This window comes from Diaphorobacter sp. LR2014-1, from assembly GCF_002916785.1.
Classification (GTDB): Bacteria; Pseudomonadota; Gammaproteobacteria; order Burkholderiales; family Burkholderiaceae_C; genus Diaphorobacter; species Diaphorobacter nitroreducens.
In genome coordinates this window covers 16,991-32,904 of record NZ_MTBE01000033.1, presented here as the reverse complement: position 1 = coordinate 32,904, position 15,914 = coordinate 16,991, and the positions used below count along the sequence as shown (strand labels likewise).

Below are 15,914 nucleotides of genomic sequence, written 5' to 3'. Positions count from 1 at the left end.
CGCCGCGCCGCCTCGGCCCGGCGCCCCCTTGCAGCGACAGCCCATGAACACTCCAGCACACCCCTCCTTCCTGAGCCGCATGGCCATCGCCATCGGCAGCTTTTTCGCCATCCTGGGCAACGGCCGCCTGGCCGCCGACATCCAGCGCCTGCGCGCGGGTGAAGCGCTGGCCGCCGACGTGGCGCCACCGGCTCCCCAGGCAGTGCGGGTGGAAGTGCCCGTGGAAACAATCGTGGAGAAGATCGTCGAGGTCCGCGTGGAGGTGCCCGTCGAGAAAGTGGTGGAAAAGCGCGTCGACGTCGCCACCGACACCGCCGCGCTGCAGCTGCTGGGCCTGCTGCAGCGCGAGGCGCGCCTGGTGGACTTTCTGCAGGAAGACGTGGCGCCCTACTCCGACGCCGAGATCGGCGCCGCCGCGCGCGTGGTCCACGAGGGCTGCCGCAAGGTGCTGCGCGAGCACTTCACCATCGAGGCCGTGCGCCCCGAGGGCGAGGGCAGCCACGTCACCCTGCCGGTCGGCTTTGACGCCACGGCCGTGCGCCTCACGGGCAATGTGCTCGGCCAGGCGCCGTTCACGGGCCAACTGACCCACCGCGGCTGGAAGGCGACCGCCGTGCGCCTGCCGCAGCTCACCGACCCGCGGGCCGCCGCCGTGCTGGCCCAGGCCGAGGTGGAGCTGTGAACGCGGATATGCCCAACGCTCCTGAAACCATAGCTGCCAGCGCTTACCCCGCAAGCGCTACAGGCAAAAACAACGCCCAGTACAGCATCGGCATCGATCTGGGCACCACGCACTGCGCGCTGTCGTACGTGGACCGGCACGCCAGCGACGGCGACGCCGTCGTGCAGCAGGTGCTGGCTATTCCGCAGCTCACCGGACCGGCCAGCGTGGAGGCGCGGCCGCTGCTGCCCTCCTTCCTATACCTGCCGCATGAGAGCGAGTTGAGCGCCGCCGACACGGCGCTGCCCGGTGGCGGCGCAGGCCAGGACTGCGTGGTGGGCGAGCTGGCGCGCACGCGCGGCGCGGCCACGCCGATCCGTCTGGTGTCCAGCGCCAAGAGCTGGCTGTGCCACCCGGGCGTGGACCGGCGTGCGCCCATCCTGCCGCCCGATGCGCCGCCAGAGGTGCCACGCGTGTCGCCCCTGGCCGCATCGGCGCGCTACCTGTCGCACCTGCGCTGGGCCTGGAACCAGGCCCACCCCGATGCGCCGCTGGAGCAGCAGGACATCACCGTCACCATTCCCGCATCGTTCGACCCGGCCGCGCGCGAGTTGACCGCCGAGGCCTGCCGCGCCGCCGGCCTGGAGCGCCTGACGCTGCTGGAAGAGCCCCAGGCCGCGCTGTACAGCTGGATCCAGGCCAGCGGCGGCGGGTGGCGCAAGCAGGTCGCCAGTGGCGACATCATCCTGGTGGTGGACGTGGGCGGCGGCACCACGGACCTGTCGCTGATCGCGGTGCTGGAGAAGGACGGCGCCCTGGAACTGCAGCGCGTGGCGGTGGGAGAGCACATCCTGCTGGGCGGCGACAACATGGACCTGGCCCTGGCCTATGGCGTGGCGCGCAAGCTGGCCCAGGAGGGCAAGCCGCTGGACGCCTGGCAGACCCGCGCCCTGGCCCATGGCTGCCGCGCAGCCAAGGAGCTGCTGCTGGCCGACGAGGCGCTGCCATCCGTGCCCGTGGTCGTCCCCAGCCGCGGCAGCAAGCTGATCGGCGGCAGCATCCGCACCGAGGTGACGCGCGCCGAAGTGCAGGCGCTGCTGGTCGATGGGTTCTTCCCGCAGGTGGCCGTGGGCGACAAGCCGCTGACCCGCGCGCGCGGCGCGCTCACGCAACTGGGCCTGCCCTACGCGCAGGACGCGGCCGTCACGCGCCACCTGGCGGCCTTCCTGTCGCGCCAGCTGGATGCCACGGCACAGATCCCTGGCCTGGCCGGCAGGCAAGCGGGGGGCGCCAGCTTCCTGCACCCCACGGCCCTTCTGTTCAACGGCGGCGTGCTGAAGGCCCCCCAGATCGCTGAGCGCATCGTCGGTGTCATCAACGGCTGGCTGGCTGCCGAGGGCGCCGCCCCGGCCCGGCTGCTGGAAGGCGCCCATCTGGACCTGGCCGTGGCACGCGGCGCGGCGTACTTCGGCCATGTCACTGCGGCGGGGCGCGGCGTGCGCATCCGCGGCGGCACGGCGCAAAGCTACTACGTGGGCGTGGAGAGCAACATGCCCGCCATTCCCGGCATGGAGCCGCCCCTGAGCGCACTGTGCCTGGCGCCGTTCGGCATGGAGGAAGGCACCGAGGTCGCGCTGCATGCCCAGGAATTCGGCCTGGTGGTGGGCGAGCCGGTGCGGCTGCGCTTCTTCGGCTCCAGCGTGCGCCGCGGCGACACCGTGGGCACGCTGCTGGACTTCTGGGGACCCGAAGAGCTGGTGGAACTGCAGGAGATCGAGGCCCACCTGCCCCCCGAGGGCCGCACGCCCGGCGAGGTCGTACCCGTCACCCTGCACGCCCGCGTGACCGACATCGGCACGCTGGAGCTGAGCGCCGTGCCCGTGGGAGGCCATGAGCGCTGGAAGGTGGAATTCGACGTGCGCGCCCAGACACAGGCCTGACGCCAGCGCCATGCACTGCCTGGTCGTCATCGCGCATCCGCTGGAGGACAGCCTGTGCCAGTCGCTGGCGCAGGAAGCCATCCGCACCCTCACCGCCGCAGGGCACACGGTGCAGGTGGAGGACCTGTGCCGCACGGGCTTCGCGCCCGCGCTCACGGCGGCGGAGCGCCGCAGCTACTACGGCACGGCCTTCGACGGCGGCGCCGTGCAAGCGCAGATCGACCGGCTGCTGCAGGCCGAGGCGCTGGTGCTGGTCTTTCCGACCTGGTGGTTCGGCTTTCCGGCGGTGCTCAAGGGCTGGTTCGACCGCGTATGGGCGCCCGGCGTGGCTTACGACCATGCGCGCGACCTGGGGCCCATCCGCCCCCGCCTGCACCGGCTGCGCAGGACACTGGCCATCACCACGCTGGGCTCGCCCTGGTGGGTGGACCGGCTGGTGCTGCGCCGGCCTGTGCGGCGCGTGCTCAAGACCGCGCTGCTGGGCACCTGCGCGCCACGCAGTGCCTTCGACATGCTCTCGCTCTACGGCGCCGAGCGCCTGTCCGCCGCCCAGGTGCAGCGGTTCAACGCGCGCATCGCACGCGCGCTGTCTTCATGGGCTTAGCCGGGTGAAACGCTACACCGTCGGCATCGACCTGGGCACCAGCCACACCGCCTGCGCCTATGCGCCGCTGGAAGGCCGCGCGGCGGACATCGCACTGCTGCCCATCCCGCAGCGCCTCTCGGCGGGCGAGCTGCAGGCGCAGCCGCTGCTGCCCTCGGCGCGCTACCAGGCGGCACCCGGCGAGTTGGGCGAGGCGTGGCGACAGCCCTGGCCGCCCCTGGAGGCCACGGACGACACCCCCGCCACCCTCGGCCGCTGGGCACGCGACCTGGGTGCAGCCGTGCCAGGGCGGCTGGTGGAAAGCGCCAAAAGCTGGTTGTCCCACCCAAGCGTGGACCGCACGGCGCCCATCCTGCCCTGGGGCGCGCCGCAGGACGTGGCCCGGGTCTCGCCGGTGCAGGCCAGCGCGTCGTACCTGGCACATGTGCGCGCGGCATGGGACGCCGCCCACCCCGATGCGCCGCTGCATGCGCAAGACCTGGTGCTCACCGTGCCGGCTTCGTTCGACGAGGGCGCGCGCGCGCTCACGCTGGAAGCCGCACGCCTGGCCGGCTTGCCAGCGCTGCAGCTCTTGGAAGAGCCCAAGGCCGCATTCCACGACTGGCTGGCGCTGCAAGGCGAACAACTGGCCGCGCAATTGGCGGGCTGCCGCCTGGTGCTGGTGGTGGACGTGGGCGGCGGCACCACGGACCTCACGCTGATCCGCGTGGACACGCAGGCCGATGGCACGCCCCGGCTGACGCGCATCGCCGTGGGAGAGCACCTGATGCTGGGCGGCGACAACATGGACCTGGCGCTGGCGCACCTGCTGGAGCCGCAGTTCGCCGGCGACGGTGGCCACCTGCCCGCCGCGCGTTTGCCCGCCGCGCGCTTGCCCGCCGCGCGCTTTGCCCAACTGGTGCAGCGCTGCCGGCAGGCCAAGGAGTTGCTGCTGGCCGACGGCGCCCCCGACAGCGCCGCAGTCACGCTGCTGGGCACGGGCAGCCGCATGCTGGCGCAGACACACACGGCCACGCTCACGCGCGCGCAGGTGCTGCAATGCGTGGTGGAAGGCTTTCTGCCGCAGGTGCCGATTGGCGATCGCCCGGCGCGCCGCCAGGGTGCGCTGCGCGGGCTGGGCCTGCCCTACCCCGCCGACGCGGCCATCACGCGCCATCTGGCGCAGTTCCTGGCGCAGCACGCCGGGGGCGACTTGCCCGACACCCTGCTGCTCAACGGCGGGGTATTCCATGCGCCGGCGCTGGTGCAGCGGCTCACGGAGGTGCTTGCGCACTGGCGCGGCGCACCGCCCCGCGTGCTGCACAACCCGCACCCCGACTGGGCCGTAGCACGCGGTGCCGCGGCGTACGGCCTGGCGCAGCATTCATCAGCAAATACGCACACAACCCAATCAGGACAAGCGCCAGCAGCTCCTAAAACCATAGTCCCACGCATCGGCGGCGGCTCGGCGCGCAGCTACTGGCTGGTGCTGCCGGGCAAGGCGGGCACTGCGCCGCAGGGCGTCTGCCTGCTGCCCCGCGGCACCGAAGAAGGCGTGCGCCTGGTCCTGACGAGCCGGCGCTTCGCGCTGCGGCTGGGCCAGGCCGTGCGCTTCGCGCTGGTGGCGCGCAGCCAGGGCCAGGCGCAGGCCGGGCAGATCGCACCGCTGGAGGGCGACGGCTGGGCGGAATTGCCGCCGCTGGCCACGGTGCTGCCCGCACCCGAAGGCCGCGCCACCGCCCAGGTGGAGGTGCAGCTGCAGGCCTGCATGACCGAGGTGGGCACGCTGGAGGTGCGCTGCGTGGCAACGCAGGAGGCGGACCAATCCTGGCTGCTGCCCTTCGCCGTGCGCGGCGCGGCGGGCACCGATGGCGCTTCCAAATCGATAGCTGCCAGCGCAGAATCGGAAAGCGTCAGCGGCCAAAAAGGCTCGGAGGGTAAAGCCTCACGCCTGCCCCAGGCGCTGGCGCTGATCGACCGCATCTTCGGCACCCAGGCACAGGACGTGGCGCCCAGGGAGGTGCGCCAGCTGCGCCAGTCGCTGGAAAAAATCCTGGGCCCGCGCGCCGGCTGGGACGTGGCCTTGCTGCGCGCGCTGTTCGATGCATTGCTGGCGCGTGCGCGCCGCCGCCGGCGCACGCCCGAGCACGAACGCACGTGGCTCAACCTGGCAGGCTGGTGCTTGCGCCCCGGGGTGGGCGCCGAGCTGGACGCGTGGCGCATCGCGCAGGTCTGGCAGCTCTACCCCCAGGGCCTGGGCCACGGCCAGGACGCCGCCAACTGGACCGAATGGTGGGTGTTCTGGCGCCGTGTGGCCGCGGGTCTGGACGAGGCGCAGCAGATGCAGGTGCTGGAAGCGGTGGCCGGCTGCATGCAAAAGACCGTGCAACGCAGCCAGGGCAAGGCCGCGTGGGGCAGCTACGACGACATGCTGCGCCTGTTCGCCGCCATGGAGGCCGTGCCCTGGCAGTACCGCCAGGAAATGGGCCAGTGGATGCTGCAGCGCCTGCTGCGGCCCGATGAGTCCGCACAGACCTGGTGGGCCATCGGCCGCCTGGCCGCGCGCCAGCCGCTGGCAGCCAACGCCCACCGCGTGATGCCGCCCGAGGCCGCGGCCGAGTTTCTGCATGCCACGCTGCGCGAGGACTGGCGCCACAACGAGCATGCCCTGTTCGCCGCCGTGCAGATCGCCCGCATGACCGGCGACCGCGCCCGCGACCTGCCCGACGCTCTGCGCACCGAAGTGCTGGAAAAGATGCGCGCCACCCACGCGCCCGCACGCTGGATCGCGCTGGTGGAACAGCCCACGGCCATGGAGGCCGAGGACCAGCAGCGCAGCCTGGGCGACAGCCTGCCGCCCGGGCTGGTGCTGGTGGGTTAGGGCCTGTTCACACTATTTTTGCCAGATGCGTTGCGATCAAAAAGGGCCAGGCGCAAGGCGNATTCGTCGTTGCCCTCCTAGCCAAGGCCCCGGCCTTGGCGTCGTCACGCGCCTAGATTGGCGCGGTTTTCACGCCATTCGCACTGGCAAAAATAGTGTGAACAGGCCCTAGTTGGCCGCCGTCGGATTCAGCCAGCGCCGCAGCGCCGTGCGGTAGCTGGTGTCGAAACGACCGTAATAGTCCACGCCGTCGCGCGCAGCGCAGCTGGCGGTTCCGCCCAGAAGCTGGCCCACCACATAGCGGCGCTCGCCAAACGTCACGAACGCGGCCGAGCCGCTGCTGCAGCCTTCGGTCGTCCCCTCCTGCCAGCCCAGCGTAAGGAAGGTGCCGTCGTCCGCATTACTGGAACGGCAACTGTTGTCCACGCACGTGCTGTAGCGCTGCACGGAGCCCAGGCTGACCTTCTGCAGATCGCCCTGGGGATGGTGCACACCCGCCAGCGCCGTGCCAACGCCCACCCCGCCAAAGTACGAGCCTGCATAGACGATGCCGGCAGGCGCCTGGCTGTTGAGCTGCATGAAGGCCGTGTCCGTGGTGGCGGACGCGTACAGCAGCGCCGCACCGCCGGTGACGCGCGCGGCGGCGGGGTTCACGGTGGCGGTGCCGCAGCTGCCGGAACGGTAGAACCAGTCCGTGGTGAGCGTGGACGCCACGGCCTGCGTGGAAATGCAATGGTTGGCGCTCAGGAAGTAGGGCGTACCGCTGGACGCCGCATCGTTGAGCAGCGTGCCGGTGCACAGGTAGCCATTGCCATCGTCGCGAACAAAGATCATGCGCGCCACCGAGCGGCTCTGGTCGTTGAACTCCGGCCGGCAGGTCGCGTCCACGTTGCAGCTGCCCGACTCGCCCACCTTCTGGGCAAGGGCCTGCTCGGCCTGTGCGGGCGCCAGCGTGAAATGCGACAGCCGCGGCACGGACAGTCGGACGGCCGCTGGCGAGGCCGCAGCGGGAATCTCCACTTCCAGTGTGGTCTGCGGGCCGCTGAAGTCCGGGCTCCAATAGGTGCGCGCGGTGGTGTCATCCGCACCGCCACGCGCATTGCGCGCGGCCATGTCCTGCAGCTCGGACGCGCGCACCTCCATGGCCCCCGCTCCCTGCTCGCCGTAGAAGCGCAGCACCGCGCCCTCGGGCAGCGACTGCACGAGCACGCCCAGACGCACGCCATGCGCTCCGTCGGCCGTGAAGCGCAGCGCGGCGGCCTGCGTGCCCCGTGCCGTCGGTTGCCAGCGCAGCAGAGCCGAGGTGGCGACGACGGTGGCGGTGTCCGCTACGCTGCGCGCCTCGCCGATCTGCAAGGGCGTTCCGGGAGTGGAGGAGACCACGTCCTTCACGGCCGTGAACGCGCCGAGGGCGATGGTACGGGTTGCTTGCGCATTGGCGACCGGGCTCACCGCCTGCTGCGAGGTAGCCACCTTGGCCGTGCCGCTGGGGTCATAGGGCTCGATACGGTCGCCCGCCACCGGAGGCGCAGGAGAGGGCGTGTCGTTGCCGCCGCCGCCACAGGCAGCCAGTGCCAATACGAGGGGCAGCGTCGCCCAGCCGAGTCGGGATGGATTCATGGTGAAGACCTCCAGAGCGCGACCACCGGGCCGCGGGGTTACTTGGACAGGGACTTCAGCGCCAGCTTGATCCCCTCGCTCACTCCCACATCCGCCGGCAGCGCCTTGAGCGCAGCGGCGGCCTCCTTGTCGTTATAGCCCAGGGCCAGCAGCGCCTGCAGGATGTCGGCCTGGTTGTCGTTGGCCGCATGCGCGCGCACGCCGACGTCCGCGCCCAGCTTGCCTTTCAGCTCCAGCAGCAGCCGCTCGGCGGTTTTCTTGCCGATACCCGGCACTTTGACCAGGCGCCCTGCTTCCTGCAGCGAGACGGCCTGCGCCAGGTCCGCCACGCCCATGCCCGAGAGGATGGACAGCGCTGTGCGCGGCCCCACGCCGCTGATCTTGATGAGTTCGCGAAACGCCTGGCGCTCCTGCGCCGTGCCAAAGCCGTACAGCAGCTGCGCATCCTCGCGCACGATGAACTGCGTGAGCAGGCTCACCCGCTCGCCCACGGCGGGCAGGTTGTAGAAGGTGCTCATGCTGACCTGCACCTCGTAGCCCACGCCGTGGCAGTCCACCAGCACCTCGGGGGGGTTCTTTTCCAGCAGCGTGCCGGTCAATTTGCCTATCATGGATGTCCTTTGCCGCGCCGGACACCCGCCGCGGAACTTCGACCGGAATTATCAGCGTGATCCTGCGCCACACCTTCACCCCCCATAACAACACGCGCCTGACCCATCTGTGCGGCCCCGCCGATGTGCACCTGCGCACCATCGAGGCGGCGCTGCAGGTCTCCATCGCCCACCGGCACGAGCAGTTCAAGGTGGACGGCCCCAAGGCCAAGGCCACGCAGGCCATGGAACTGCTGCAGGCGCTGTACGAGATGGCGGATCGCCCCATCAAGGAAGAACACCTGCAACTCATGCTGGCCGGCGACGCCAGCATGCAGGGCGATGACGAAGCCAGCGCCATCCAGCTCACCACGCGCCGCGCCGACCTGCGCGCGCGCACGCCCACGCAGGCCACCTACCTGGAAAACATCGCCACGCACGACATCACCTTCGGCATCGGCCCGGCGGGCACCGGCAAGACGTACCTGGCCGTGGCCTGCGCGGTGGATGCGCTGGAGCGCAGCAGCGTGCAGCGCATCGTGCTCACCCGCCCGGCCGTGGAAGCTGGCGAGCGCCTGGGCTTCCTGCCGGGCGACCTGACGCAGAAGGTGGACCCGTACCTGCGCCCGCTGTATGACGCGCTGTACGACCTGATGGGCTTTGACCGCGTGCAGAAGGCCTTCGAGCGCAATGCGCTCGAGATCGCGCCGCTGGCCTTCATGCGCGGGCGCACGCTGAACAATGCCTTCGTCATCCTCGACGAGGCGCAGAACACCACGCCCGAGCAAATGAAGATGTTCCTCACGCGCATCGGCTTCGGCGCGCGCGCGGTGGTCACGGGCGACGTGAGCCAGATCGACTTGCCCAAGGGCGCGATGAGCGGCCTGATCGACGCCGAGCGGGTTTTGAAGCGCGTCAAGGGCATCGCCGTCACGCGCTTCACCAGCGCCGACGTGGTGCGCCACCCGCTGGTGGCGCGCATCGTGGATGCCTACGACGCGCAGCGCAGCCGCCGCGGCGCGGGCGAGTAGGCGCCGGCCAAAAGCTCACAAATTCATAGCTACTCGCGCTTGATAGATAAGCGCTGGAGGCCAAAATGGCTTTGAACCAATTGTCCTTGTCCCTCCAATTTGCACGCGACGCGGAGGCCACCGCGCACCGCGCCACCCTGCCCCGCCACGCGGTTGCGCGCTGGATCCGCCACGCCCTGGCCGTGGATGCCGAGATCACCGTGCGCATCGTGGGCGCCGAGGAAGGCCAGCGCTTGAACCGCGAGTTCCGCCACAAGGACTACGCCACCAACGTGCTCACCTTCGACTACCAGCAAGAGCCCGTGGCCGTGGCCGATCTGGTGCTCTGCGCCCCCGTGGTCGAGCGCGAGGCCCGCGAGCAGAACAAGACGCTAGAGGAGCACTACGCCCACCTGCTGGTGCACGGCACGCTGCACGCCCAGGGCTGGGACCACGAAACCAGCGAACAGGACGCGCAGGAAATGGAAGCGTACGAGACCGCCATCCTGCAGGAGTTGGGCTTCGCGGACCCCTACGCGGCATAACTGGCAGGCGCTCACCACCGCGGGCGCCGGGGTGCGGAAAGCTGTTTTGCGCCCAGGTCACAAACGCGCCCGCCGGTGCGGCCTAGGATGCCGCGCGACCTGCGTCCTGCAGGTCCGCCTCTCACGCGGCGACCATCTCTTAAGGGAAGAACCCACGCATGGACATCCTGGGCTGGACGACCTCCATCGGCCACTTGGCACTTCTGCTCACCGCCGCATTCATCGCCGGTGCGCTCAACGCGGTGGCCGGCGGCGGCAGCTTCCTCACCCTGCCCGCGCTGGTGTTCACCGGCGTGCCGCCCGTGGTCGCCAACGCCACCGGCACTGTGGCCTTGCTGCCCGGCTACATGGCCGGTGCCTGGGGCTTTCGGGAAGACATGCAGCCGCCGCCGGGCCTGTCGATGCGCGCCGTGGTCGTGCTGTCGCTCATCGGCGGCTCGGCCGGTGCGGCGCTGCTGCTGTTCACGCCCGACGCCACCTTCCGCAAGGTCGTGCCCTGGCTGCTGCTGGCGGCCACGGCACTCTTCGCCTTTGGCCCGCAGCTGCGCCAATGGGCCGGCAAAGCCGGCCATGGCACGCCCTCGGCCCTGAAAGCCGGCGCGGGCATGCTGGCGGTGGCGGCCTACGGGGGCTATTTCAACGGCGGCCTGGGCATCCTGCTGCTAGCGCTGTTCGGGCTGCTGGGGCAGACGCAGCTCAACGCCATGAACGGCATGAAGAACCTCGTGTCTTCCCTGCTCACGGCGATTGCCGTGGCCATCTATGCCGCAGGCGGCATCGTGCTGTGGCCGCAGGCCCTGGTGATGATGGTGGCCGCCACGTTGGGCGGCTATGGCGGCGCGCGCGTGGCACGCCAACTGCCTGCGCCGGTGCTGCGCTGGGGCATTGTGGCCACGGGGCTGGTGATGGCGGGGCTGTTCTTCCTGAAGGGCTGAACCCCGCCCCCAAGGCCCCAGGCGCGCTACAGCAAGCGCGCCTTCACCATCTTGCCTTTGACGCGGCCCGCATTCAGCTTGGCGCAGGCCTGGGCCGCGATGGCGCGGTCCACGGCCACGTAGGTGGAAAAATCGTTGACGCTGATCTTGCCGATCTGCTCGCGCGCATAGCCGAAGTCGGCGCACATGGCGCCCATCACGTCGCCGGCGCGGATCTTCTCCCTGCGCCCGCCGATGATTTGGATGGTGCACATGGGTGGCTGCAGTTCGCCCCCTGCCGTAGGGGTGAGTTCATCCACCGGAAAGAACTCGCAGGCACGGCCTTGCAGCAATTCGATCTTGCCCACGCTGCCCATCTCATCCATGCTGACCAGGTTCAGCGCCAGCCCCTCGGCATCGCCGCGGCCCGTGCGGCCGATGCGGTGGATGTGTACCTCGGGATCGGGCGTCACGTCGACGTTGATCACGGCCGAGAGGTCGGCAATATCGATGCCGCGCGCCGCCACGTCGGTGGCCACGAGCACGCTGCAGCTCTTGTTGGCAAACTGCACCAGCACCTCGTCACGCTCGCGCTGCTCCAACTCGCCAAACAGGGCGAGGGCACTGAATCCCTGGCTCTGCAGCGCAGTCACCACGTTACGGCACTGCTGCTTGGTATTGCAGAAGGCAATGCTCGACGCAGGGCGAAAGTGCGCGAGCATGCGCGCCACCACGTCGACCTTCTCGCGTGCATCCACCTCATACCAGCGCTGCGCGATCTTGCCTGCACCGTGCTGGGCGGCCACCTTCACCATCTGGGGCGCGCGCATGAAACGCTGTGCCAGTCCCGCAATGCCGTCGGGATAGGTGGCGGAGAACAGCAGGGTCTGGCGCTCGGCCGGACACTGGCGCACCACGGTCTCAATATCGGCCAGGAAGCCCATGTCCAGCATGCGGTCGGCCTCGTCAAGCACCAAGGTCTTGAGGTTGGCGATGTCGAGCTTGCCGCGCTCCATCAGGTCCATCACGCGGCCCGGCGTGCCGACCACGATGTGGGCACCGTTCTCCAGCGAAGCAATCTGGCCGCGCGAAGGCACGCCCCCATACACAGTGACGACCTTGATGTTGTCTTGCGCACGCGCCAAGCGGCGGATCTCGGTGGCCACCTGATCGGCCAGCTCGCGCGTGGGGCACAGCACCAGGCCCTGGACGGCGAACCAGCGCGGGTTCAGCCGATCGACCATGGCCAAGCCAAAGGCCGCTGTCTTGCCGCTGCCGGTGCTGGCCTGGGCGATCAGATCACGGCCCTGCAGGCTGAAAGGCAGGCTGGCGGCCTGGATGGGCGTCATCTGCGCATAGCCCAGCTGCTGCAGGTTGGCCAGCATTTCAGGGGACAGAGGCAGCGATGAGAAGGCGGAGGCGGACGGAGCAGGCGACGCGCCTGAAGAGATGGTCATGGTCGCCAATTATCCCGGCGGCGCTATCCGCAGCGGAAGGGTCACCGGTCCGTCGTTGACCAGGTGCACCTGCATGTCGGCGGCAAAGCGGCCCGTGGCCACCATGGGGTGCACGGCGCGCGCCTGGGCGACGAAGTAGTCGTACAGCCGCTCCCCCTGCGCCGGCGGTGCCGCCTGCGTGAAGCTGGGCCGGTTGCCGCCGCGCGTGTCGGCGGCCAGGGTGAACTGGCTGACGATGAGCAGGCCGCCGCAGGCGCCCTGCCCGTCCAGGTCCTGCACGCTGCGGTTCATCTTGCCGGCCTCGTCGCTGAAGATGCGCAGCTTGAGCATTTTGGCCAGCAGCTTGTCGGCCTGCGCCTCGCTGTCGCCCTGCTCGGCGCACACCAGCGCCAGCAGCCCCGGGCCGATGCGGCCCACGATCTCGCCGGCCACTTCCACGCGCGCCTCGCGCACGCGCTGCAGCAGGCCGATCATGTGCCGGCTCCTCCCGGCGCGGCCGCCTCGGCGGTCTCGAACACCGTAGCCTGCCCCTCGGGCAGTAGTTCGATGGTGGCGCGCAGGCCGGGCACGGCCTGCATCAGGGCCTGCTCGACGGCGGTGCGCTGCTCGGCGGCATGCCCCAGCGTCCAGTGCGCGGGCACATGCATGTGCAGATCCACGTAGTTGCGCGCGCCGGCGCGGCGCGAGGTGAGGCTGTCGAAATACACCACCCCTGCGCTGGCGTGGTTGTGCTCGCCCAACACCGTGAACACGCGCGCCAGCAGGCTGGGCTCCATGGCTTCGTCCATGAGACCCTGCGAGGCGCGCCAGATCAGCGCGCCCCCTTCGCGCAGGATGTTCAACGCCACCGCGATCGCCACCAGCGGGTCCAGCCACAGCCAACCGGTGGCGCCAGCGGCCAGTAGCCCGCCCACCACGCCGATGGAGGTCCACACGTCGGTCATCAGGTGCCGCGCATCGCCTTCCAGCGCCAGCGACCGGTGCACCTGCGCCGCGCGCAGCATGCCCCAGGCCAGCAGGCCGTTGCAGGCCGTGCTCAACAGCGACAGGCCCATGCCCCAGCCCAGTTGCTCCAGCGGCTGCGGGTGCATCAGCCGCAGCACGGCCGCCCAGAGGATGGCGATGCTGGCCCCCACGATGAGAATGCCCTCGAAGCCGGACGAGAAATATTCCGCCTTGTGGTGTCCGTAGGGGTGGTCGCCGTCCGCCGGGCGGCGCGCAATGGTCACCATGGCCAGCGCGAACATCGCGCCCGCCAGATTGACGAACGACTCCAGCGCATCCGACAGCAGGCCCACCGAGCCGCTGACCCACCAGGCCAGCGTCTTGAGCACGATGGTGAGCAGGGCCACGCCCACCGAGGCGCGCAGCAGGTTGTGGGGCGTCATCCACGCGGGAACGCTCAAGGGGCCGGAGGGTGCGGAAGGCATGCAGCGATTATCCCGCCGCCGTGCCGCCCTGCTGGCACACAAGCGCCCGGCGCGCCGCCGGACACGCCTGCTCGCCAAAGGCCAGGCGTTGGGATATAAGCTCCGGGACCGACCGCCCACTGGCACTGGATATGCCCTCCCCTCGCCCCCCTGCCTCCCCCTCCCTGCCCGACCTGGGCCCCCGCGCCAGTGATGCGCTGCTGCGGCTCATCGCCGACTCGGTGCCCGTCATGCTGGCCTATTACGAATCGACCAGCCTGCGCTGCGTGTTCGCCAACCAGCGCTACGCCGCCTTCAGCGGGCAAACGGTGCAGAGCATCATCGGCAAGACGGTGCGCGAGGCGATCGGCGAAAAGGCCTGGCAGGAGATCCTGCCCTACGTGCAGCGCGCGCTGGCTGGGGAGAGCGTTCAGTACCCCCGCGAATACGCCGGCCCGCAGGGGCGCGCGCATATGCTGGAGATCAGCCTGCAGCCGCACTTCGGGGTGCGCGAAGGACGCAACGCGATGGTGGGTGCATTCGTGCTCATCAACGACATCACCCACCACTGGGAGGCCGAGCGCGCCGTGCGCCAGAGCGAGGAGCGCATGCGCAAGTTCGCCATCGCTACCGAGGAGGGACTTGCCTTTCACCGCGACGGGCGCATTCTGGATGCCAACGAAGCGCTGCAGCGCATGGTCGGCTATTCGCTGGCCGAGCTCGTAGGCCAATCCATCTTCGATTTCGCGCTGCCCGAGTACCGCGCGCTGGCCGTGGAATACACGCGCCGCGGCAGCGAGAAGCCCTACGAGCTCGCCATGCGCCACAAGGACGGCCGCGTGATCCCGATCGAGGTGGTGGGCAAGACCATGCCCCAGCAGGAGGGTGACTACCGCGTGGTGGTGGTGCGCGACATCACGGCGCGCAAGCAGGCGCAGGAGCAGGCGCAGGAGCAGGCGCGCTTCCTGGTGCTGCATGACACGCTGACCCAACTGCCCAACCGGCGCCACCTCATGATGCAGTTGGCACGCATGGCGAGTGCCGCGCAGGAGCGGCAGACCCGCGCCGCCGTGCTGTTCATCGACCTGGACCACTTCAAGACGGTCAACGAGTCGCTGGGAAACCAGGCCGGCGACCAGCTGCTGATAGAGATTGCGCGGCGCCTGCAGGACGGGGTGAAAGCCACCGACTTCGTCGCGCGTGTGGGCGGCGACCAATTCATCGTGCTGCTGCCCGACCTGGCCAACCGCGCCGCAGCGGCCGAAGTGGCCGATGCGCTGCTGGCGCGCGTGCGCGCCGAGTTCGCCATCGGTGGCACGCCACTGTCGCTGTCGCCTTCCATCGGCATCAGCGTCTTTCCGGACGACGGCTACAGCCCCGACGAGCTGCTGCGGCGCGCCGACGCGGCCATGCACCACACCAAGGAAAGCGGGCGGGGCACGCGCATGTTCTATGAACCGGGCATGGAAGGCCAACCCACGGAGCTGCTGCAGCAAGAGCACCTGCTGCGCGAGGCCGTGTTCCAAGGGGCCTTCGCACTGCACTACCAGCCCCAGGTGCGGGTGGCCGACGGCCGGCTGGTGGGCTTTGAGGCGCTGGTGCGTTGGCGACACCCGGTGCGCGGCCTCGTGGGGCCGGATGAGTTCATTCCGCTCGCCGAATCGCGCGGGCTCATCACGCCCATTGGCCGCTGGGTGCTGCACGAAGCCTGTCGTCAGCTCAAGGCATGGCACGACGAAGGGCTGCCCCGGGTGCCGGTGGCGGTGAACCTCTCGGCCATCGAGTTCCGCCAGCGCGACGTGGTGGGCGAGATCGCCCAGGTGCTGCAGTCCGCGGGGCTCGCACCGCAGTACCTGGAGGTGGAGATCACCGAATCCGCCCTCATGCAGCAGGCCGACCACACGCGCACCACCCTGCAGGCCCTGCAGGCCCTGGGCGTTGCCGTAACGGTGGACGACTTCGGCACGGGCTACTCGTCGCTGGCCTACCTCAAACGCTACCCGCTGGACAAGATCAAGGTGGACCGCTCCTTCGTCACCGACACGCCTGCCGACAGCGAAGACGTGGCCATCGTCACCGCCATCATCCAGCTCGCGCGCAGCCTGCAGCTGCAGCCCGTGGCCGAAGGCGTGGAGACCGCGGAGCAGCTCGCGCTGCTGCGGCGCCTGGGCTGCGAACTGGCGCAGGGCTTTGGCATCGCACCGCCCATGGATGCGCAGCGCGCCCGCGACTGGCTGCGCGCCCAGGCCGAGTGAGCGGCCGGCCTGGCCCGGCGCCGTGCCCACGCTGACACATGTGGCGTGG

Annotated in this window: 13 protein-coding genes; 8 read left to right on the top strand and 5 right to left on the bottom strand. The window is 70.0% G+C overall.

The genetic code is table 11. The features are described from left to right. The first annotated feature begins 43 nt into the window (after nucleotides 1-43). Genes BV908_RS17920 through BV908_RS17905 form a run of 4 tightly spaced genes read left to right on the top strand, consistent with a single transcriptional unit; the run spans nucleotide 44 to nucleotide 6,065 of the window. Nucleotides 44-682 carry a DUF2760 domain-containing protein gene (locus tag BV908_RS17920; protein ID WP_012655531.1) on the top strand — a complete coding sequence of 213 codons (639 nt, stop codon included), beginning with the start codon at nucleotides 44-46 and terminating at the stop codon, nucleotides 680-682. Between the two features lie 8 nt (nucleotides 683-690). Next, nucleotides 691-2,601: an Hsp70 family protein gene (locus BV908_RS17915; RefSeq protein ID WP_103738804.1), complete on the top strand. Its 1,911-nt coding sequence runs from the start codon at nucleotides 691-693 to the stop codon at nucleotides 2,599-2,601. A 10-nt stretch (nucleotides 2,602-2,611) separates the two neighbouring features. Next, nucleotides 2,612-3,205 (top strand): NAD(P)H-dependent oxidoreductase, encoded by a 594-nt coding sequence (locus BV908_RS17910; RefSeq protein WP_103738803.1) that lies wholly within the window; start codon nucleotides 2,612-2,614, stop codon nucleotides 3,203-3,205. 4 nt (nucleotides 3,206-3,209) lie between these two features. Further along, entirely contained in the window at nucleotides 3,210-6,065 is a 2,856-nt protein-coding gene (locus BV908_RS17905; protein ID WP_103738802.1) for an Hsp70 family protein, read from the top strand. A gap of 168 nt (nucleotides 6,066-6,233) precedes the next feature. Here BV908_RS17905 and BV908_RS17900 read toward each other — a convergent pair whose 3' ends face one another. After that, nucleotides 6,234-7,685, bottom strand: a complete 1,452-nt coding sequence (locus BV908_RS17900; RefSeq protein WP_103738801.1) for an endoproteinase ArgC — start codon at nucleotides 7,683-7,685, stop codon at nucleotides 6,234-6,236. Nucleotides 7,686-7,723: 38 nt separating this feature from the next. After that, complete coding sequence (gene ruvA, locus BV908_RS17895; RefSeq protein WP_011806794.1) at nucleotides 7,724-8,296, bottom strand: Holliday junction branch migration protein RuvA; 573 nt, start codon at nucleotides 8,294-8,296, stop codon at nucleotides 7,724-7,726. Nucleotides 8,297-8,352: 56 nt separating this feature from the next. Between ruvA and BV908_RS17890 the strand changes: the two genes are divergently transcribed. From BV908_RS17890 to BV908_RS17880, 3 genes are all read left to right on the top strand, one after another. Next, nucleotides 8,353-9,306 carry a PhoH family protein gene (locus BV908_RS17890; protein ID WP_041838940.1) on the top strand — a complete coding sequence of 318 codons (954 nt, stop codon included), beginning with the start codon at nucleotides 8,353-8,355 and terminating at the stop codon, nucleotides 9,304-9,306. A 65-nt stretch (nucleotides 9,307-9,371) separates the two neighbouring features. Further along, the gene (ybeY, locus tag BV908_RS17885) at nucleotides 9,372-9,830 is read left to right on the top strand and encodes an rRNA maturation RNase YbeY (protein WP_011806796.1); all 459 of its coding nucleotides are present in this window, start codon (nucleotides 9,372-9,374) and stop codon (nucleotides 9,828-9,830) included. Between the two features lie 158 nt (nucleotides 9,831-9,988). Continuing rightward, a complete protein-coding gene (locus tag BV908_RS17880) occupies nucleotides 9,989-10,765 on the top strand; it encodes a sulfite exporter TauE/SafE family protein (protein WP_103738800.1) in 777 nt (258 codons plus the stop codon). Nucleotides 10,766-10,791: 26 nt separating this feature from the next. On the opposite strand, the gene dbpA is transcribed toward BV908_RS17880, so the two are convergent. The 3 genes from dbpA to BV908_RS17865 are packed head-to-tail and all read right to left on the bottom strand — an operon-like array spanning nucleotide 10,792 to nucleotide 13,631. Then, nucleotides 10,792-12,201, bottom strand: a complete 1,410-nt coding sequence (gene dbpA, locus BV908_RS17875; protein ID WP_088887732.1) for an ATP-dependent RNA helicase DbpA — start codon at nucleotides 12,199-12,201, stop codon at nucleotides 10,792-10,794. Between the two features lie 9 nt (nucleotides 12,202-12,210). Then, a complete protein-coding gene (gene dtd / locus BV908_RS17870) occupies nucleotides 12,211-12,675 on the bottom strand; it encodes a D-aminoacyl-tRNA deacylase (RefSeq protein WP_103738799.1) in 465 nt (154 codons plus the stop codon). Then, nucleotides 12,672-13,631: a cation diffusion facilitator family transporter gene (locus BV908_RS17865; RefSeq protein WP_103738798.1), complete on the bottom strand. Its 960-nt coding sequence runs from the start codon at nucleotides 13,629-13,631 to the stop codon at nucleotides 12,672-12,674. The genes dtd and BV908_RS17865 overlap by 4 nt, the downstream gene beginning before the upstream one ends. A 131-nt stretch (nucleotides 13,632-13,762) precedes the next feature. Between BV908_RS17865 and BV908_RS17860 the strand changes: the two genes are divergently transcribed. Further along, nucleotides 13,763-15,865, top strand: a complete 2,103-nt coding sequence (locus tag BV908_RS17860) for an EAL domain-containing protein (protein ID WP_103738797.1) — start codon at nucleotides 13,763-13,765, stop codon at nucleotides 15,863-15,865. Nucleotides 15,866-15,914 lie beyond the last annotated feature (49 nt).